This window comes from Nocardioides sp. zg-1308, assembly GCF_013155375.1.
GTDB classification, from domain to species: domain Bacteria; phylum Actinomycetota; class Actinomycetes; order Propionibacteriales; family Nocardioidaceae; genus Nocardioides; species Nocardioides renjunii.
Genome location: NZ_JABJQY010000002.1, coordinates 730,676 through 748,720 on the forward strand (window position 1 = coordinate 730,676; position 18,045 = coordinate 748,720).

Consider the following 18,045-nt stretch of genomic DNA (forward strand, 5'->3'; position numbering starts at 1 on the left):
CCCAGGCGATGAGCGAGAAGGTCACCGGCGTCCGCGCGACGCCAGCCGTCCAGGACGTCGAGGAGTGGTACGTCGTGCCGCTGCCGTGGGGGGTGATGGAGAACTACCGAGCCTCACCCCGACGGCCCCAGCGGGATCGCCGCCTCCACCAGCCCACCGTCGCGCGTGGCGTACGCCGTCAGCGTCCCGCCGACCTGCAGCGACCGCTCGCGCATCGACGTGATCCCGACGCCCGGGGTCCAGCCGTTCGCAGACCCGCCGTCGTCGCGCACCGCCAGGACGAGCGAATGGTCCTCGACGTGGAGCGACACGTCGGCGTGCGACGCGGCCGAGTGGCGTACGACGTTCGTCAGCGCCTCGACGAGGATGCGGTACGCCGCCACCTCGGTGGCCGCGCTCAGTGCGGGCAGCGGCTCGGGCACCCGGACCGTCACCGGCAGCGGCGTGCCAGCGGCCGAGTGCAGGGTCGCCGCGTGCTGCCGGATCGCCCCTTCGAGCCCGAGCTCGTCGAGCGCCGGCGGCCGCAGGCCGTCGACGAGTCGGCGGATCTCGGTGATCGCCTCGGCAGTGTCGGCGCGGAGCTGCACGAGCAGCGCGTCGGCCTTGTCGGGGTCGGACCGCACCTGGTTGCGCGCGGCGTCGGTCGCGAACGCGACGCCGCTGAGCGTCGGCCCGAGGCCGTCGTGCAGGTCGCGCCGCAGCCGGCGTCGTTCCTCCTCGACGGCGGCCACGACGGCCTCGCGCGACCTCTGCAGGTCCCGGCTCATCTGCCGCGCACGCAGGGTCTGCGCCAGCAGGGGCGCGACGATCCGCAGCACGTCCTCGTCCGCGGCCGACAGCCCGAAGTCCCCGGCCCGCAGGCCGACGACGACCTCGCCCACCTCGTCGTCGCCCAGCCGCAACGGAAGCACCCGCGTGTGCGTGACCGCTGTCCCCGACGACGCCAGCACCTCCCCGCCGGCACGGATGCTCGCGTATGGCAGCACCAGCGCCTCGCGCACGGCGTCCAGCGCGAGCGCCGGGTCGTCACCGATCCGGTCCGCCAGCGACGTCGCGGCCGCCAGCGGGTCGGGTCGGTCGCCGAAGAGCAGCTGGTCGACGACGCCGCGCAGCATCACCTGCAGCGGCCGCACCCCGAAGGCGAGCACCGCGCACAGCACGATCGTCGGGGTGGCCTCCAGGGAACGGCCGCGGGCCGCCTCGACCGCCGAGGTGAGCCCGACCGCGACGGCGACGTACGCCACCACGACGGTCGCCGCCACGACGGCGCGCGTCACGAGACCGCGTACGTCGACCACCTCGGGGCGCACCACGCCGACGACCATCGCGGCCGGGCCGAGCGCCATGACGGCGACGAAGGCGGCGTCGAGGTCGGGAAACTCCACAACGCCCGCCGACTCGCTGAGGAAGGCGACGAACGCCGCCGCGAGCCCGGCGCCGATCCAGGCCAGCGAGCTCCACGTCAGCGCGCGGCGGTCCTCGACGTCGCCCTGCTCGAGCGCCCACCACACGTGGACCAGCAGTGCGCCGACGAGGACGAACCCCATCAGCCCGAACGCGTCCTCCCAGGCGACGCTCAGCACTCCCGCGCCGATGACGACCACGAGGAGCACGAAGGAGACCGGCTCGCGCCAGGAGAGGCGCGGGTACGCCAGCACGGCGAGCGGGAGCAGCAGGCAGCCGGCCAGCCGGAGGACCGGCGAGGGGACCCCGTCCAGGTCGAGCACGACGGCCGCGCACCCGAGGAGCAGCGTGATGCCACCGAGCACCAGGCAGGCGGCAGACCACAGAGACCGGCCACTCTGCCGGATGAACCAGCCCGACGCCGTCGTCACCACGCCGAGGAAGGCCGTGGCCGCGAGGACGGGCGTCATGACCCGCCGAGCCCCTCGCGCCGCGCACGCACGATGGCGGCGGACCGGTCGGCGACGGCGAGCTTCACGAAGATCGAGGAGATGTGGTTGGCGACGGTCTTCGGTGAGAGGAAGAGCCGGTCCGCAATGGCCTGGTTGCGCTCGCCGGCGGCCATCAGGTCGAGGACCTCGCGCTCGCGAGCGGTGAGCTCGGGGAACGGCTCGGCCACCGGCGGTGGTACGGCGAAGTAGCCGAGCACCCGCTGGGCGACGCCCGGGCTGAAGATCGCCTCCCCTGCGACGACGGCCCGGATCGCCCGATCGATCTCCGCCTGGTCAGCCCCCTTGAGCAGGTAGCCCTGGGCGCCCGCGCGCATCGCCCCGAACACCGTGTCGTCGTCGTCGAACATGGTGAGCACGAGGACCGGTACGCCGCTCGTGCTCTCCCGGATCCGGCGCGTGGCCTCCAGGCCGTCGATCCCCGGCATCCGGATGTCCATCAGCACGACGTCCGGCTTGGTCAGCACGACCTCGCGCACGCCCGCCTCGCCGTCGGTCGCCGTCCCGACCACCTCGAAGTCCGGCAGCGACTCGAGCAGCGCGCGCAATCCGCCGAGGACGACCGGGTGGTCGTCGACCAGGACGACGCGGATCGGGCTCATGTGCTCATCGTCCCGCCTCGGGGCGCCTTTGGCCCGGGATCCTGCACCTACCCGAGCCGGGAGTCGTCCTCGATGATGGGGAATGTACGCCGATGCCCGCCGGCGGGCGCGCCACGACTCTGGAAGCACCACCACCCGACCAAGGAGCTTCTGATGACCACCACCGCACCCGCCGCCACCTCCCCGACCGCGACCTGGAGCACCAAGAACAAGGTCGGCCTCGGCATCGCGATCTTCTACGCGCTGACGAACCTGCCCAGCGCCTTCATGCCGACTCCCAACGGGGAGGACGGTCCGCCGATGGCGATCCTCTGGGTCTGCACGGTCCTCGCCGCCGTCGCCCTCGTCGGTGGCGTCATGGCCTGGCGCACCGGCAGCCGCCCCGCCGCCCGCCTGACCGCCGCCAGCCTGATCATCGTCACCCTGACCTCACTGCCCGCGTTCTTCGTCGACGTTCCGGCCGCGCTCAAGGTCCTCGTCGCTGCCGGAGTCGTGGTGACGGTGGTGTTCACGGTGCTGATCTTCTCGCCGGCGAAGCGCGGGTGAGGTCTGCTGCAGTACGCCGCCGGGCCGTGGGGGGTCCGGCGGCGCTGTTCACGACGATGCAGCGCTTCGGCTCTTGGTCGAGGCGCGGCGCGCTTCCAGCTGTCGAAGGACGTCGTCGGCCGCAGCCTCGTCGACATGCTCGCCGTCGAGGCGTCGTAGCCAGTGCACGAGCTTCCTGCCGGCAATGAACTCGATTCCGTCGATGCTCGCGCCGTCTGGAATGCCATGCTGAGCGGGGCCCCACAGGACGACGACCGAGGTGACACTGAGCGGATTGACCTTCGCGCGTCGGCTGCCTCGCGAATCGCCCTTGAGGAAATCGCGGGTCAACGCCTCGGCCCGCAGTCGTACCTTCTGCGCCGCCCGCGCCATCTCGGTCGCGTCATCAACCCGGCTCCGCCACTTCGAGTCGACAGCCACCAGGCCGCCCCTGCGGGTCACGACGAGATGGTCGATGTCGCCGGCCTGCAGGCCGAAGCTGTCGATCCAACCCCACACGAGCTTCTTCCGCTTGGCCCGCCGCAACTCGTCACGAGTGTTGTCCTCGCCCCGCACCTCGAACGTGCCAGATGGCTTCGGAGTCATGCGCCAGGAACGCCGTGTGGAGAAGGTGCAGATATCCGGCCGCCAGGGCAGTGGGCACCGCGCCGAGCAGCCACCACGACAGGCGAGAATCCGGAGCGGTGAGCAGCAGTAACCCAGCGAGAAAACCGACTGACAGGACAAGGGCGCCGGTCAGGCCGGCGACAAGCTTGAGGTTGCGCAGAAGCCAGGCCCTCAGCCGCCGCCTGAACTCGAGACGGGAGTAGGGGTGGTGCTTCGGCATTGAGACTCCAGAGACGACGTGGGTGTCAATTTAATCCGAGCGAGGGCCGCGCCGTTGTCGGTTTGAGGCGAATCCCCCCAAAGGACTGGCGGCGACGGCGGCGGCGGGGCAAGACCTCACGGCGGCCGGGGCAACGCCCCATTTTAGGACCGCCGACACGGTGGAAGGACGCGCCTGCTCGGTGGCTCTCAGGGTCAACAACCTGAGAACTACCGCAGGTGGCTGCGGCGGGGCGCGCTCGCCGGACTGTGCACTGCAAGCGTGGAGCGGATGAACGAAATCTGAGATCGCCGCCTGCGCCCGCTGGACGGATCTACTCAACCGTGCGGTCGCTCCGGAGTAGCGTGCAGCCGTGTCTCGGGAACTCAGCCGCGTGGAGACGTGGGAGAAGACGAGCGAGGTTCCGTTGCTCCTGCTCGCGGGGGCCTTCCTCGTCGCGTACGCATGGCCGATTCTCAATCCCGACCTCCACCCAGACCTCGCAACGTTCTTCTTCTACGCCTCCTGGACCGTCTGGCTGGCGTTCACAATCGACTTCGTTATCCGGCTCGCGCTATCGGACCGGCGTCGCTCCTATGCACTGCGCCATTGGTACGACGTAGTGCTCATCGCCGCGCCAATGTTTCGGCCCCTCCGCCTACTGAGGCTCTTGGCCTTTGCTCGGATCATCAACCGATCAGCGGTCGGTGGACTCGCGGGGAAGGTCGCGGTCTACGTCGCGGGCTCGGCTCTCTTCGCGGTCTCGCTCGGAGCACTCGCCGTGCTTGACGCAGAACGGGACGCCCCCGATGCCAACATCACGACTGCGGGAGACGCGCTGTGGTGGGCCTGCACCACCGTCACCACGGTCGGCTACGGCGACCACTTCCCCGTGACGACTCAAGGCCGGTTCATCGCGGTTGGGCTCATGCTCGTCGGCATCGCGCTCGTGGGATCGCTCACCGCGGTGATCGCAACATGGTTGATCGAAAACGTTCAGCACGCCAACCAACAGAACGACTGAACGCCCACTCGGATTCCGGCACGCCCGATGGCCAGCCGCGCCGCCAGGCGGCGGAATGGGCTATCCCTAACCGTCACTGACTCCTCAGGAGTCCGGAGGTCGCGGGCACACGCTCGGCCGACCGGAGAAGTCGACATGACAATAGCGACGCGCTCGCGGGCCGAATGGACCAGAGTAGTCGCATGGACCTGCTCGAGTGGTGGCTTCGCGGTTATGACTGGTTCCTCGGCGGCGGTCTCATACTGCCAGCGTTTCGCCAGATGGACAGGGGCATGTGCGCTCTCGTCGCCCAAGTACTTCCGGTCTTCTGGCTAGTCGCGGTCATTCCCGGCCGTGAGGTGACCACGCGTTCGGGGGTTCGGATCTGGGATCCCTTCTACAACGTCGCGTTGGCGCCGTACCTGGCGCTCATGGAGGCGGTCGTGCTGTACGGCGCCGCCAACGGCGGCCTTGAATCTTGGTTGGCGTATTGGACGTGGTTGGGAGTCATTGCCGCGATCGCAGTCGTGGCAGTAAACCAGGTGCTTGAACACCTTCCAAAGTTGGCTAGTCCGACTGATTCTTCGCAGAGCGAGAGCTGGGGAACCGCTCGACCGACATGGACCGCGAATGCGACATCGAAAGTCGAATGACTTCGCCGGTGGATGGGCGGTTCCGATGCCACCAACTTCAACGCAAGCCCCGGTTCGGTGCGGTTGCCGGAGGCCGTAATCATACTTGGCGTTCAAGAATCGACGGTTCCCCTGCGGGCCGGGGTGCTCCGAACCCATCGTCGATTGGTCGACGAGCGGGCCGGCACACTTCGTCCGCCGCTTCCGGAACCAGGCCGTAGTCGACAAGCGGCGAAACGACGCAGGCTGACGGACGCTGCGTGAAGCGCACGGCGTCTCCTCGGCCGCGGACGATCGTAGAGCCAGCCGCGCCCTCACAGCAACCACGCCCTCGTGTTGCAAAAGAACGCCCGGTCGGCGTCGACTAACCGGCGGATAGCACTAGTTTATTGCTGTGTTCAATTCAAGACAGCCGCTCCGCCTGGGCTTGAAGGCGTGCCTTTACCCGCGCCTCTACGGCCTTAACGCCACCGCGAGCCTCCGGCCCTTCTTTCCAGCGCATCTCGTTGAGCGCGTCCCGAACCCGGCGGCGCACAACACGCTCCGATTGGCCCTCGTAGCGACGTCGGGTTTCGTCCGCAAGCTCGATCAGCTCCTTCGGGATGGAGTCGTACCGGCTAAGAGCGGTGACGAATGGCAGCGCCACCCGCTGTTCTCGCTCAACTGCCGTTCTGAGTGGTCCTAGCCGCAGCAACTGCACTAAGAAATCGGGGCTAAGCGCGGGAGACTGAGGAGCCTGGCCGGAGAGGCGGTCCTTCAGTGCTTCGCGAAGCGAGAAGGCGATTCGGTCTAGCGTCAGCCACCATTGCTGGTATCCCGTGCCTGATCGAGCGGCGCGCGAGCGCAGCATGATGACTCCAACGCTGTTCTCAACGTCGTGAGCAACCAAGCGATTCGCGATCTCAACGCCCATGTCGGCACGATCGCTTCGCTGTCGTCGGCGCTCGTGCGCTTCCATCCAGACTTCCTGGATGGCCCCTCGAAGCTCCTGAGGGGCTGCGTCGGCCTCCGCGGTCAGGTTTCGAGTTCGGATGTTGAACTCTTCTTCGAGATACTCCGAGATGTCTTCCTCCGGGCTCACTCTGCCGCGGAACTCAGAGAGCCAATCGAAGAGCTCGCCGCGCGATCGCCCCGACAGTGCAAATCCGGCGTAGACGAATGGAACACCCGACCGCCATTCTGACGATTCGGTGCGAGCAAAGGTAAGTGAGCGGTTTAGGTGACGCTCAATCTCCTCGATGATCCCTTCTGTAACGTACAGACGGAATCCTGCATCGACCGCGGCGCGCAAAAGCACGGTGTAATGTCTCTCAGCCTCGTCTTCCAGAAGGGTCTCGACCAGAAGCGGCAAGACGATGGTCGAGTCGAGCCATATCTCGCCGTCAGAAAAGATGCTGAGGACCACCTTTTGAACGTCGGGGGTTTGGCGCAGGAAGGCAAACAATGTGTACGCGTCGGCGAGGCGGTTCAGGTGCGCCTGAGTCGACCGCGAGGGGTCCTCCAGAACTGAGAACATCACCTCCGCGGCTGCAGCCTTACTCAGAGGTTCGACGCTGATCCCCTGCGCCGTCAACACATAGAGCACTTCGTCTACGTCCAGCTGCGACATCACAGAGGTTCGGACCGCCCGCGCAAAGGCCTCACCTCGGTTGAAAAGCACTCTCTCGACGCCCTCACGAAGATTTGCCGCCAGCGCGACGCAGGCATCATCCGGGACGGCCAAGCCAAGCTTTATGATAGCGTCGGTCAACTCGTCTTGGAGTTGCAGTTCGTTTGCGACGAAGTCCGCTTGTGCCTCTCGGTGACGTACTTGCTCAACGAAGGCGAGGTGATACTCGTCAGTCTTCGCCAGAAACTTCACCCGCCCATTCTTTGCGGACAATCTTCTCAGGGCCCCGTCGATATGAGCTTCCACTTGGGACGCGTTATCGCTTGGCACGAACTGTTTCACGGCCGAGACGATATTCTCCCGACTAACCGCCTTCTCGGCACTAGAGCCGTGAAGCGCGGCCAGCGCTAACGCCTCGAACGAACTTTTCGTGAGATTGCGGTCGGTCTCGGCGTCGTAACCCTCAAGTCCAAGATGGAGCAGCGCTAGCCGCGAATCGTCCTCGGATAGGGCTGTCGCAGTTCGGCTCGTGATGCCTTTACGACTGAGAAAAGGATCTACCACACGTTTGGCCAACTCTTCGGCGGCGATTTGGCGCTGTTCGTGCGAATTTTCACGCTCGACGAACCAGGATCGGTCACGGATGTCGAGCGCGATCTTTCGGTTCTTCCGGAACCGCTCCACGAGCGCGTCACCGGCAGGCCCAATCACCTGGTTCGTGCAGTAAACCAGCTCGGTGGTTTCCGGCATTGTTTCTGCTAGTCGAGCGGCCGTCCTGTTGATCTTGGCTTCCCAGTCCTCCGCCACGGAGTACTGGAAGGCGGTCTTAACGGCCTCAGTTGGCACGAACAACTGTGCGTCGCGGCCCTTGTCGCCCATCGGTGCAGCCATCGTCCGCAGACTTGGGAATTCGACGGACAAGAACTCCGAGCACAGCCTCTCGAATAGGCGCCAGTCGGATGGATCCAGTTCACGAAGGGCGAGAGTGAAACGCTGAGACGACATGGAGCAAAGGTAGAGGGCCCTGCTCGGCTTGGCACCGACACTCCGGAGTTGGCGAGGGGGCGAACTCGGCATCAGGCTGGTTGAGGAGGCTCGCGCTCAGCAAACCCGACGGACGCGAAGCCGACGGGCCGAACCGGCTTCGGGCAGACGTAAGAACGGGCGGGGCGCTAGGAACCTGTCACGAAGCGGATCAGCGTCGCACCTCGGTCCGATGTGTCGGGCCACTCTTCCTGGCTGCGTCTTGGGAGGCGTCCATTCTGGGCGAAGGGTCGTAGGTCGAGTGCCTCAACTAGAAGGGGTGCTGATTAACGCCCATTGGGTGACGGCTCGCGCTGGCGTCCAGCCGGTGAAGGCGCCGACCGGCGCAGCCGTCTCGACGCTGATGCGCGTGAGCTCGCCACCGTGGTCGGCAAACGCCTTGGCGAGGAGCGTGTCCGTCTCGAGGGTCACGCCGTGGACGACGAGGTGGCCGCCGGTCTTCAACGCCGCGAGGCAGGCGTCGAAGACGCCTTCGCGGGTGGCGCCGCCGCCGATGAAGATCGCATCCGGCGCCAGTAGCCCGGACAGGGCGTCAGGTGCCCGGCCCGCGACGACCTGCAGGTCGGGAACGCCCAAGGTGTGAGCGTTCCGACCGATACGCGCGGCTCGTTCGGGGTCGGACTCGATCGCGATCGTGCGACAGGTCGAGTGTGCGCGCATCCACTCGATACCAACCGAACCGGCCCCCGCGCCGACGTCCCAAAGCAGCTGGCCGGGGGCGGGCATGAGCCGGGCGAGGGCGGAGGCGCGGAGGTCGCGCTTGGTGAGCTGACCGTCGTTCTCGTACGCGTCGTCGGGCAGGCCAGGCGCCCAAGACGCCAGGCCGTTTCCAGAGACCTCGATCGCGATGACGTTCAACGCTGGTGACTCCGCCGACCACGACGACGCGACCCCGGAAGTCGATGACTCGGACCGCGAGCCCAGTTCGCCAAGGACGGTCAGCCGCGACGAGCCCCAGCCGGACGAGGTCAGCAGAGATGCGACGGCAGCGGGCGTCGAAGCGTCCGACGACAGCACCAGGATCCGACGGCCCGGTGCTAGCTCTAGCACCAGACGCTCAAGAGGCCGGCCCACCAGCGACACCACGACGCACGACTCCGCCGACCAGCCCATCCGAGCCCGCGCCAGCGCGACGGACGACACGGCCGGCAGCACCCGTACCGGAGCCCCGAGGTCGAGGAGCGTCGTGGCGATCCCCGACACCAGCGGGTCCCCCGACGCCAGCGCGACGACCGCGCGGCCGGCGTACTCCGACAGGAGCCCAGGCAGAGAGGCAGCCAGGGGCGAGGGCCACGGCACCCGCTCCTGACCCGGGACGGAAGGCACCAGCGACAGGTGCCGCGCGCCACCCCACAGCACCGACGCCCCGAGCACGAGATCACGGGAGGACGGAGGCAGCGAGGCCCAGCCGTCGGCCCCGATCCCGACGACCACGACCTCCGTGGGCACCCCAGTGGCAGACACGACCGCAGACGCTATCGTGACGCGCACAAGGCGAGAGGTGCCCCGAAGTCTGGGGAGAATCTGGGAAGCCGGTGAGAATCCGGCACAGGGCCCGCTGCGGTGACTCGAGACGTCGAAGATGGCGATCCGAGAAGTCCGAAGACCGGCCTCCCGCCACCCATTGAGCTGGCAACGAGAGCGGGAGCCCCCATGCCACTGCAGTACCCCCTGTCTGCCGTCGTCGCCCCCCGGGCCGACCGGGCCGACGACATGACGCTCGCCCTGGTCCTCACGACCATCTCCCCCGAGGTCGGCGGTGTCCTCGTGCGCGGCGAGAAGGGCACGGCGAAGTCCACGACCGTCCGCGCCCTCGCCTCCGTGCTGCCGCCGATCGAGGTGGTCACCGGCGACCGGTTCTCCAGCGCGCCCGGCGACACCTCCCCAGACGGCACCTGGCCGCTCGACGCGGAGACCGAGACCCGGCCCGTACGCCTCGTCGAGCTGCCCGTCGGCGCCACCGAGGACCGCGTGCTCGGCTCGCTGCACCTCTCGAAGGTGCTGGCCGACGGTGTCGCCGAGTACGAGCCCGGCCTGCTCGCCCGCGCGCACCGCGGCATCCTCTACGTCGACGAGGTCAACCTCCTCCACGACCACCTCGTGGACCTGCTGCTCGACGCCGCCGCGATGGGCCGCTCGACCGTCGAGCGCGACGGCGTCTCGGTCGCGCACGCCGCCCGCTTCGTGCTCGTCGGCACCATGAACCCCGAGGAGGGTGAGCTCCGCCCCCAGCTCCTCGACCGCTTCGGCCTCACCGTCGAGATCGCCGCACCGCGTGACCCCCGCCTGCGCGCCGAGGTCGTCCGCAGACGGCTCGCCTTCGACGCCGACCCCGAGGCCTTCGTCGCGTCGTACGCCGACGCCGAGCGCGCGCTGACGGACCGGATCGTCGCCGCCCGCAAGCTGCTCCCCGAGGTCGAGCTCACCGACGCGGTGCTCACGAAGGTCGCCGAGGTGTGCGCCGCCTTCGAGGTCGACGGGATGCGCGCCGACATCGTCACCACGCGTACGGCGGTCGCGCACGCCGCGTGGCACGGCCGGACCACCGTCACGAGGGCCGACATCCGCCAGGCCGCGCTCCTCGCGCTGCCGCACCGGCGGCGGCGGAACCCCTTCGACGCGCCGGGGCTGGACGAGGAGCTGCTCGACGCTGTCCTCGGGGACGAGGAGCCGGAGCCCGAGCCGCCGCTTCCGCCGGAGCCGGAGGGGGAGGGTGACGGTGAGGGCCCGGACTCGGATGGGGAGGGTCTCGATACGCCCCCTCGTTCCTCGGGGGCTACTCGACCACCGAGTGAGAGCAACGGCGCCGATCAACCGAGTGAGACCGAGGATCAGGGTCTCGATACGCCCCCTCGTTCCTCGGGGGCTACTCGACCACCGAGTGAGGGTGAGGGGGCTACTCGACCAGCGATGGAGAGTGTCATCGGCGCCACCGACCCCTACAAGGTCCGCCGGTTCGAGGTGACCGGCACGGGCGCCGGGGAGTCGGGCAAGCGGTCCCGCGCACTGACGACCAACGGCCGCCGGGCCGGGGTCGACCCCACCGGTCAGGGCGGGCTCCACCTCGTCGAGACGATCCGCGCGGCCGCGCCGCACCAGCGGAACCGGGGCAGGACTGACGGGCGGATCAGGTTCGAGCAGGCGGACCTCCGCACTGCGCGACGCGAGGGCCGCGAGGCCAACCTGGTCCTCTTCTGCGTCGATGCCTCCGGCTCGATGGCGGCGCGCAAGCGGATGGAGCAGGTCAAGACCGCGATCCTCAGCCTGCTGCTCGACGCCTACCAGCGCCGCGACAAGGTCGGTCTCGTCACCTTCCGCGCCGACTCGGCCGAGGTCGCGCTGCCGCCGACCCACTCGGTCGACATCGCGGCGAAGCGGCTCGCGGACCTGCCCGCGGGAGGGCGTACGCCCCTCGCCGAGGGCCTGCTGGCCGCGGCCGAGGTGCTGCGGATCGAGCGGGTGCGCGACCCGCGGCGCCGCCCGCTGCTCATCGTCATCACCGACGGCCGCGCGACGCACGGCACGGACGCCGTGACGAGGAGCCGACAGGCAGCAGGGTGGATCGCCGAGCAGGGCACCAGCGCGGTCGTCGTCGACTGCGAGCAGGGCCCGATGCGGCTCGGCCTCGCCGGCCAGCTCGCGACGCACATGCGGGCCACCCACCTCCCGATCGCGGAGGTCAGCGCCCAGGCGCTGGCGGGCGTGGCGAGGGTGGCATGAAACTCACCCCACGACGTTCTTCTCCTCCGCTCCGCTCCCCCGAACAACGCCGCGGGGACCCCGAGACCTCCGAGGAGCTCACCGTTTCCAGCCGGGACCTCTACGACGTCATCGCCCGCCGGCGCGACGTACGGGCCGAGTTCTGCGGCGAGGCCGTCGACTGCGACGTCCTGCGCCGGGTCCTGCAGGCGGCGCACGAGGCGCCGAGCGTCGGACACAGCCAGCCGTGGGACTTCGTCCTCGTCGCCGACGAGGCCACGCGAGACACGTTCGCCGAGCACGTCGAGGCCGAGCGCCGGGTCTTCGCCGAGCAGCTGGAGGGCGAGCGCCGCGAGGCCTTCGACGGGATCAAGGTCGAGGGCATCCGCGAGTCGGGCCTCGGCGTCGTCGTCACCTACGACCGGGCACGCGGCGGGCAGCACGTGCTCGGCCGCCACGCGATCGCCGACACCGGCCTCTACTCCACCTGCCTCGCCATCCAGAACCTCTGGCTCGCCGCGACCGCCGAGGGCCTCGGCGTCGGGTGGGTGTCGTTCTACCGCGAGGAGTTCCTCGCCGACCTCGTCGGCCTGCCCGACGGCGTACGACCAGTGGCGTGGCTCTGCCTCGGACCGGTCAGCAAGCTGCAGGAGGTGCCCGACCTGGTCCGGCACGGCTGGCGGAAGGGGCGCTCGCTCGACGACGCCGTCCACCTCGAGAGCTGGAGGGGCTGAGATGCCGCAGGGAGTCCCGACCACCGTCCCCGACGACGGCCTGACCACGCGCGAGCGCCGCAACCGCCCGCTCATCGTCGTCCACACCGGCCCCGGCAAGGGCAAGTCGACGGCCGCCTTCGGCCTGGCGATGCGCGGGTGGAACCAAGGCTTCAGCATCGGGGTCTTCCAGTTCGTGAAGTCCGCCAAGTGGCGCATCGGCGAGCAGACCGTCCTCGAGCGCCTCGGTGAGCTGCACGAGGAGACCGGCGAGGGCGGGCCCGTCGCCTGGCACAAGATGGGCTCGGGCTGGTCATGGTCGCGCAAGGCCGGCACCGAGGAGGACCACGCCGCCGACGCCGCCGAGGGCTGGCAGGAGATCAAGCGGGCGCTGGCCGAGGAGCGGCACGACCTCTACGTGCTCGACGAGTTCACCTATCCCATGAAGTGGGGCTGGGTCGACGTCGACGACGTGGTCTCCACCCTGGTCGAGAGGCCCGGCCGCCAGCACGTCGTCATCACCGGCCGCCACGCCGACCCGCGGCTCGTCGAGGCCGCCAACCTCGTCACCGAGATGGGCCAGGTCAAGCACCCGATGGAGGTCGGGCAGAAGGGCCAGCGAGGCATCGAGTGGTGACGCTGCCCCGCCTCATGGTCGCGGCGCCCGCCTCCGGCCACGGCAAGACCACCGTCGCCACCGGCCTGATGGCCGCGCTCGCCCGCGCCGGGCACACCGTCAGCGGCCACAAGGTCGGCCCCGACTACATCGACCCCGGCTACCACGCGCTCGCCACCGGCCGCCCCGGCCGCAACCTCGACCCGCACCTCGTCGGCGAGGAGCGCCTCGTACCCCTCCTCCTCCACGGCGCCGCCGGCGCGGACCTCGCGGTGGTCGAGGGCGTGATGGGGCTGTACGACGGCCAGATCGGCGGTGACGGCTTCGCGTCGACGGCCCATGTGGCCGCCGTGACGCGCACCCCCGTCGTGCTGGTCGTCGACATCTCGTCGGCCTCGCGCACCGTCGCGGCGACGATCCACGGACTCCGCACCTGGGCGCAGCCGCCGGTCGACGTGGTCGGCGTGATCCTCAACAAGGCCGGCTCTGCCCGTCACGCCGACGAGGTCGTCCGGTCGATCGGCGACCAGGTGCCGGTGCTCGGCATCCTCCAGCGCGACGACGGGATCGAGGCGCCGTCGCGGCACCTCGGGCTCGTGCCGGCCGCCGAGCGCGGCGACGCGGCGGCTGCGCTCGACCGGCTGGCGGGGCAGATCGCCGAGCGGGTGGACCTCGAGGCGGTCGTACGGCTGGCGTCGGCGGCGCCGGACCTGCACGAGCGGCCGTGGAACGCCGCCGCCGGGGTAGTCCAGTGGCAAACGGCTGCGGATGGGCCGTCCGGACGACCGCGGGTCACTGGACTACCCGGGCGGGGGGCGCGGATCGCCGTCGCAGCCGGCCGGGCCTTCACCTTCCGCTACGCCGAGACCGTCGAGCTCCTCGAGGCCGCCGGGGCGGAGGTCGTCGACCTCGACCCGCTGACCGACAGGCGGCTGACGGAGGGCACCACCGGGCTCTACCTCGGCGGCGGGTTCCCCGAGATGCACGCGCTCGACCTCGCCGCCAACGCGGAGCTCCTCGACGACATCCGCGGCGCCGTCCAGCGCGGCCTGCCGACCGTGGCCGAGTGCGCCGGGCTGCTCTACCTCTGCCGCACCGTCGCCGGCCCGTCCGGCCAGCCGGCGCACATGGTCGGCGCGATCGGTGCCGACGCCGCGATGGCGCCGCGCCTGACGCTGTCCTACCGCACCGCGAGGGCCGTCGGCCACGACCTCCTGTCGCGGCCGGGCGAGCGGGCCACCGGCCACGAGTTCCACCGGACCGGGCTCCTCGGCGACCCCGGCGGTCGGCCCGCATGGTGGCTCGACGGCCCGGACGGCCCGCTCCCGGCCGGCGTCGCGACGCGGACGTTGCACGCGTCGTACCTCCACGTGCACTGGGCCGGCCACCCGCACCTGGCCGCGCGGTTCGCGGAGGCGGCCGCGGCCGCGGTGCCGGTGACCGCAGCGCTGCGGTGAGCGCGGTGAGCGACCTGCGCCACCACGGCGACCGCGAGGCCACCGCCGGTCTCGTCGACTTCGCCGTCAACGTCCACCCCGCGCCGATGCCCCCGTGGCTGCACACCGCGATCGCCGCGTCGATGACCGACCTCGCCCGCTACCCGGACGCCGCGCCGGCCGAGGCGGCGCTCGCCGATTGCCACCGCCGCGACCCCGCCGACGTGCTCGCGACCTCAGGCGCCGCGGAGGCCTTCACCCTCGTGGCCCGGCTCCGGCGCTGGCGCAGGCCGGTCGTCGTGCACCCCCAGTTCACCGAGCCCGACGTGGCCCTGCAGGCGGCCGGGACCACTCCCGTGCACGTGTCGCTGAACATCGACTGCCTCTTCACCCTCGATCCCACCCACGTCCCCGACGACGCCGACCTCGTGGTCGTCGGCAACCCGACCAACCCGACCGGCGTACGTCACCCGGCCGCCGCCCTGCGCAGCCTGACCCGGCCCGGCCGGCTCGTCGTCGTCGACGAGGCCTTCAACGACGACGGCGCCGAGACCCTCGCGGACGCGCCCGTCCCCGGGCTGCTCGTCGTCCGCAGCCTCACCAAGCTGTGGGCCATCGCCGGGCTCCGGGCGGGCTACGTGCTCGGCGAGCCCGACACCGTCGCCGCCCTCCGGGAGCTGCAGCCGCCCTGGTCCGTCTCCACCCCGGCCGCCGCGGCAATGGTCGCCTGCACGAGCGACGCCGCGCGGATCGAGGCGCAGGTGCGCGACGCCCGGGTCGCCGCGTGGCGCGACCACCTCCAGCACGGCCTCACGGAGGCGGGCATCCCGCACGTCCCGAGCACCGCGCCGTTCGTCCTCGCCCGGCCCGGCGCCGGCGTGCACGCGGCCCTGCGTGCCCGGGGTTTCGCCCTACGCCGCTGCGACACGTTCCCGGGCCTCGACGACTCCTGGGTCCGAATCGCTGTGCGCCCGCCCGAGGTGTCCGCCCCCCTCCTGGACGCGATGGAGGCGCTGGCGGATGTCACCTGACCGGCGGCACAGCCGCGCGCTCGGCCTGGTGCTCGGCCACCTCGCGGACCGGGCGTTCGGCGACCCGCGCCGAGGCCACCCCGTCGCGCTCTTCGGCACCGCGGCCGCAGCGCTCGAGCGGCGGCTGTACGCCGACTCGCGCGCCCGCGGCGTGGTCCACCTCGCCGTGCTCGTCGGCGCGGTGACGGCGACCGGCGCGATCGCGGAGCGGCGGGCGGGCAACCGTTTCGTCGTGCACACCCTCCTCACCGCCGCCGCCACCTGGACCGTCCTCGGCGGCACCTCGCTCGGCCGGGAAGCCCGCGCCGTACACGACCTCCTCGCCAGCGGCGACCTGCCCGGCGCCCGGCAGCGGCTGACCCACCTCGTCGGCCGCGACCCGACCCACCTCGACGCAGCCGAGGTCAGCCGGGCGACCGTCGAGTCGGTCGCGGAGAACACCTCCGACGCCGTGGTCGCGCCCCTCGTCTGGGGTGCGGTGCTCGGCGCGCCGGGGCTGCTCGGCTACCGCGCCGCCAACACGCTGGACGCGATGGTCGGCCACCGCGGCGAGCGCTACGGCCGGTTCGGGTGGGCGTCCGCGCGGTTCGACGACCTGCTCAACCTCCCCGGCGCGCGGCTCAGCGGCCTGCTCGCCGCGGCCCTCGCCCCGGTCGTCGGCGGCTCGCCAACGGCCGCGATCGGCGCCTGGGCCCGCGACGCGCGCCACCACCCGAGCCCCAACGCCGGCGTGGTCGAGGCGGCCTTCGCCGGCGCGCTCGGCGTACGGCTGGGTGGGCGCAACCACTACCCGCACGGCGTCGAGGACCGGGTCCTGCTCGGCGACGGCCCGCCTCCCACCACGGACGACATCGACCGCTCCGTCCACCTGGCTGACCAGGTCGGGACCGGAGCGGTCGTCGTCGCGGTGCTGCTGGCCCTCAGGAAGGGCCGCTGACCCTCCGCAGGAGCCGGGTGAGCGCCGGGACCATCACGGCCGCCGCCACCAGGTGCAGCACGACCAGCCCGACAACGGTGTCCGTGCCCGATCCCCACAGGACCGGCGGCACCAGCGACAGCGCCGTCAGCACGACCGCGGTCCGGAGGAAGCGGTCCGCCGGACGCCCGCTCCAGCGCAGCAGCGCGGCGGCGATGACGACGCCGACCAGCGACCAGACACCCGCCTGGAAGCCGATGCCCGAGACCGGGATCACCTCCCCGCCCTCGACCCGGAAGTCGACGCCGAGCGCCTCCATCGCGGCCGCTGCGACGGTCGTGACCACCACCGTCCCGACCGTCGCGACGAGGCCGCCCACGACCAGCCTGCCCACCCGCGCGCCGAAGCCGGCGCGCGTGGCGAGCGCGGTGTCGTCGATCGAGGTGTCACTCATCGCCGTCCACCTCCAGCCGCTCCGGGAGGCCGAGCAGCGCGAACTGCTCCTCGCCGAAGATGGTGACCTCGGTGACCGCACCGCCGCTGATCCGCAGCACGTCGATCGTGATCGGCAGGAAGGCACCGGCCGTCTCGCGCCACAGGTAGTAGCCCACCGCGGGCTGCCGGTTGACCGACGTGACGACGGACCGCAGGCCGGTCATCTCCGGGTAGCCGTTGGCCGTCCAGTCCGCGACCACCGCGTCCCGCCCTACGATGAGCCCCTCGTAGGGCGGCATGGAGTAGCGCACGTCGTCGCGCAGCATCGTGGCGAGCGCGCCGAGGTCCGGGCCCACGCTGGCCTCGGTGAACCGGCGCACGAGCTCGCGGTTGTCGGCGTCGTCCTCGGCGCCGGTCCACTCCTGCCGCTCGGCCGGCAGGTGCTCGCGCATCCCGGCCCGGGCCCGCTGCAGGGCGCTGTTGACCGAGTTGACCGAGTCGCCCAGCAGCTCGGCGACCTCCTTGGCGGGCCAGCCCAGCACGTCGCGCAGGATCAGCACGGCGCGCGGTCGCGGGGCGAGGTGCTGCACCGCGACGACGTACGCCAGCTCGATCGTCTCGCGCGCCACGGCGACCACCTCCGGCTCGTCCGCGTCCGCCGCGGGCAGCTCGTCGAGCAGCCGGTCGGGGTAGGGCTGCAGCCACATCACCTCGCCGCCGGTCGCCGGCTCGGGCCGGCGCTTGTCGAGCAGGTCGAGGCAGGCGTTGGTGGCGATCTTGTAGAGCCAGGCCCGCAGCGTCGACCTCCCCTCGAAGGTCTCGCGCCGACGCCAGGCGCGCAGGAACGTCTCCTGCACGGCGTCCTCAGCGTCCTGGAACGACCCCAGCATCCGGTAGCAGTGCACGTGCAGCTCGCGCCGGTGCCGCTCCGCCTGCGCCGAGAACGCCTGCTCGTCGAGCTCGCCCACGGTCCGCTCCTCCAGTTGCGTGTCCACACTCATCGCTTCGTCCTTCCCTCGACATCCTGTCGTGGTTGTGACGGCGA

16 protein-coding genes and 1 riboswitch are annotated in these 18,045 nt (G+C 70.6%); of the genes, 9 read left to right on the forward strand and 7 right to left on the reverse strand.

Annotation, left to right across the window (positions count from 1 at the left end; all coding sequences use genetic code 11):
* Positions 1–113 precede the first annotated feature (113 nt).
* Together HN031_RS05315 and HN031_RS05320 are read right to left on the reverse strand one after the other, a co-directional pair.
* Positions 114–1,874, reverse strand: coding sequence for a sensor histidine kinase (locus HN031_RS05315; RefSeq protein WP_172267299.1), 1,761 nt, complete (start codon positions 1,872–1,874; stop codon positions 114–116).
* The gene (locus HN031_RS05320; protein ID WP_172267302.1) at positions 1,871–2,515 is read right to left on the reverse strand and encodes a response regulator transcription factor; all 645 of its coding nucleotides are present in this window, start codon (positions 2,513–2,515) and stop codon (positions 1,871–1,873) included. The genes HN031_RS05315 and HN031_RS05320 overlap by 4 nt, the downstream gene beginning before the upstream one ends.
* A 153-nt stretch (positions 2,516–2,668) precedes the next feature.
* On the opposite strand from HN031_RS05320, the gene HN031_RS05325 reads away from it, so the two are divergent.
* The gene (locus HN031_RS05325; RefSeq protein WP_172267305.1) at positions 2,669–3,061 is read left to right on the forward strand and encodes a hypothetical protein; all 393 of its coding nucleotides are present in this window, start codon (positions 2,669–2,671) and stop codon (positions 3,059–3,061) included.
* Between the two features lie 48 nt (positions 3,062–3,109).
* On the opposite strand, the gene HN031_RS05330 is transcribed toward HN031_RS05325, so the two are convergent.
* Complete coding sequence (locus HN031_RS05330; RefSeq protein ID WP_172267308.1) at positions 3,110–3,646, reverse strand: hypothetical protein; 537 nt, start codon at positions 3,644–3,646, stop codon at positions 3,110–3,112.
* Between the two features lie 593 nt (positions 3,647–4,239).
* Between HN031_RS05330 and HN031_RS05335 the strand changes: the two genes are divergently transcribed.
* Positions 4,240–4,890: a potassium channel family protein gene (locus tag HN031_RS05335; RefSeq protein ID WP_216652055.1), complete on the forward strand. Its 651-nt coding sequence runs from the start codon at positions 4,240–4,242 to the stop codon at positions 4,888–4,890.
* A gap of 182 nt (positions 4,891–5,072) precedes the next feature.
* Positions 5,073–5,522, forward strand: coding sequence for a hypothetical protein (locus HN031_RS05340; RefSeq protein ID WP_172267311.1), 450 nt, complete (start codon positions 5,073–5,075; stop codon positions 5,520–5,522).
* 382 nt (positions 5,523–5,904) lie between these two features.
* Here the strand turns inward: HN031_RS05340 and HN031_RS05345 are convergent, their stop codons facing one another.
* Together HN031_RS05345 and cbiE are read right to left on the reverse strand one after the other, a co-directional pair.
* Positions 5,905–8,001 (reverse strand): hypothetical protein, encoded by a 2,097-nt coding sequence (locus HN031_RS05345; RefSeq protein ID WP_172267314.1) that lies wholly within the window; start codon positions 7,999–8,001, stop codon positions 5,905–5,907.
* 399 nt (positions 8,002–8,400) lie between these two features.
* On the reverse strand, positions 8,401–9,618 hold the full coding sequence (gene cbiE / locus HN031_RS22205; RefSeq protein WP_172267317.1) for a precorrin-6y C5,15-methyltransferase (decarboxylating) subunit CbiE: 1,218 nt from the start codon (positions 9,616–9,618) through the stop codon (positions 8,401–8,403).
* An 18-nt stretch (positions 9,619–9,636) separates the two neighbouring features.
* Positions 9,637–9,784, forward strand: a riboswitch (cobalamin riboswitch).
* A 23-nt stretch (positions 9,785–9,807) separates the two neighbouring features.
* Between cbiE and HN031_RS05355 the strand changes: the two genes are divergently transcribed.
* Genes HN031_RS05355 through HN031_RS05380 form a run of 6 tightly spaced genes read left to right on the forward strand, consistent with a single transcriptional unit; the run spans position 9,808 to position 16,586 of the window.
* A complete protein-coding gene (locus tag HN031_RS05355; RefSeq protein ID WP_172267320.1) occupies positions 9,808–11,874 on the forward strand; it encodes a magnesium chelatase subunit D family protein in 2,067 nt (688 codons plus the stop codon).
* Complete coding sequence (bluB, locus tag HN031_RS05360; RefSeq protein WP_172267323.1) at positions 11,871–12,587, forward strand: 5,6-dimethylbenzimidazole synthase; 717 nt, start codon at positions 11,871–11,873, stop codon at positions 12,585–12,587. The genes HN031_RS05355 and bluB overlap by 4 nt, the downstream gene beginning before the upstream one ends.
* 1 nt (position 12,588) lies before the next feature.
* A complete protein-coding gene (gene cobO, locus HN031_RS05365; RefSeq protein ID WP_172267326.1) occupies positions 12,589–13,203 on the forward strand; it encodes a cob(I)yrinic acid a,c-diamide adenosyltransferase in 615 nt (204 codons plus the stop codon).
* The gene (locus HN031_RS21880) at positions 13,200–14,639 is read left to right on the forward strand and encodes a cobyrinate a,c-diamide synthase (RefSeq protein WP_367650658.1); all 1,440 of its coding nucleotides are present in this window, start codon (positions 13,200–13,202) and stop codon (positions 14,637–14,639) included. Before cobO ends, HN031_RS21880 begins: the two co-directional genes overlap by 4 nt.
* Before the next feature lie 5 nt (positions 14,640–14,644).
* Positions 14,645–15,649 carry an Rv2231c family pyridoxal phosphate-dependent protein CobC gene (gene cobC, locus HN031_RS21885; RefSeq protein WP_172267330.1) on the forward strand — a complete coding sequence of 335 codons (1,005 nt, stop codon included), beginning with the start codon at positions 14,645–14,647 and terminating at the stop codon, positions 15,647–15,649.
* Complete coding sequence (locus HN031_RS05380) at positions 15,639–16,586, forward strand: cobalamin biosynthesis protein (RefSeq protein ID WP_172267333.1); 948 nt, start codon at positions 15,639–15,641, stop codon at positions 16,584–16,586. The genes cobC and HN031_RS05380 overlap by 11 nt, the downstream gene beginning before the upstream one ends.
* Here the strand turns inward: HN031_RS05380 and HN031_RS05385 are convergent.
* Both HN031_RS05385 and HN031_RS05390 read right to left on the reverse strand, forming a co-directional pair.
* Positions 16,570–17,019: a DUF6069 family protein gene (locus HN031_RS05385; protein WP_172267336.1), complete on the reverse strand. Its 450-nt coding sequence runs from the start codon at positions 17,017–17,019 to the stop codon at positions 16,570–16,572. The two genes, HN031_RS05380 and HN031_RS05385, sit on opposite strands and share 17 nt — an antisense overlap.
* On the reverse strand, positions 17,012–18,001 hold the full coding sequence (locus HN031_RS05390; RefSeq protein WP_172267339.1) for an RNA polymerase subunit sigma-70: 990 nt from the start codon (positions 17,999–18,001) through the stop codon (positions 17,012–17,014). Before HN031_RS05390 ends, HN031_RS05385 begins: the two co-directional genes overlap by 8 nt.
* Between the last annotated feature and the right edge of the window lie 44 nt (positions 18,002–18,045).

Coding starts and splice junctions, on each gene's coding strand:
- HN031_RS05385 (WP_172267336.1), bottom strand. CDS start 17,019: ATGAGTGACACCTCGATCGACGACACCGCGCTCGCCACGCGCGCCGGC.
- HN031_RS05315 (WP_172267299.1), bottom strand. CDS start 1,874: ATGACGCCCGTCCTCGCGGCCACGGCCTTCCTCGGCGTGGTGACGACG.
- HN031_RS05390 (WP_172267339.1), bottom strand. CDS start 18,001: ATGAGTGTGGACACGCAACTGGAGGAGCGGACCGTGGGCGAGCTCGAC.
- HN031_RS05320 (WP_172267302.1), bottom strand. CDS start 2,515: ATGAGCCCGATCCGCGTCGTCCTGGTCGACGACCACCCGGTCGTCCTC.
- HN031_RS05340 (WP_172267311.1), top strand. CDS start 5,073: ATGGACCTGCTCGAGTGGTGGCTTCGCGGTTATGACTGGTTCCTCGGC.
- HN031_RS05355 (WP_172267320.1), top strand. CDS start 9,808: ATGCCACTGCAGTACCCCCTGTCTGCCGTCGTCGCCCCCCGGGCCGAC.
- cobO (WP_172267326.1), top strand. CDS start 12,589: ATGCCGCAGGGAGTCCCGACCACCGTCCCCGACGACGGCCTGACCACG.
- HN031_RS05330 (WP_172267308.1), bottom strand. CDS start 3,646: ATGACTCCGAAGCCATCTGGCACGTTCGAGGTGCGGGGCGAGGACAAC.
- bluB (WP_172267323.1), top strand. CDS start 11,871: ATGAAACTCACCCCACGACGTTCTTCTCCTCCGCTCCGCTCCCCCGAA.
- HN031_RS05380 (WP_172267333.1), top strand. CDS start 15,639: ATGTCACCTGACCGGCGGCACAGCCGCGCGCTCGGCCTGGTGCTCGGC.
- HN031_RS05325 (WP_172267305.1), top strand. CDS start 2,669: ATGACCACCACCGCACCCGCCGCCACCTCCCCGACCGCGACCTGGAGC.
- HN031_RS05345 (WP_172267314.1), bottom strand. CDS start 8,001: ATGGCTGCACCGATGGGCGACAAGGGCCGCGACGCACAGTTGTTCGTG.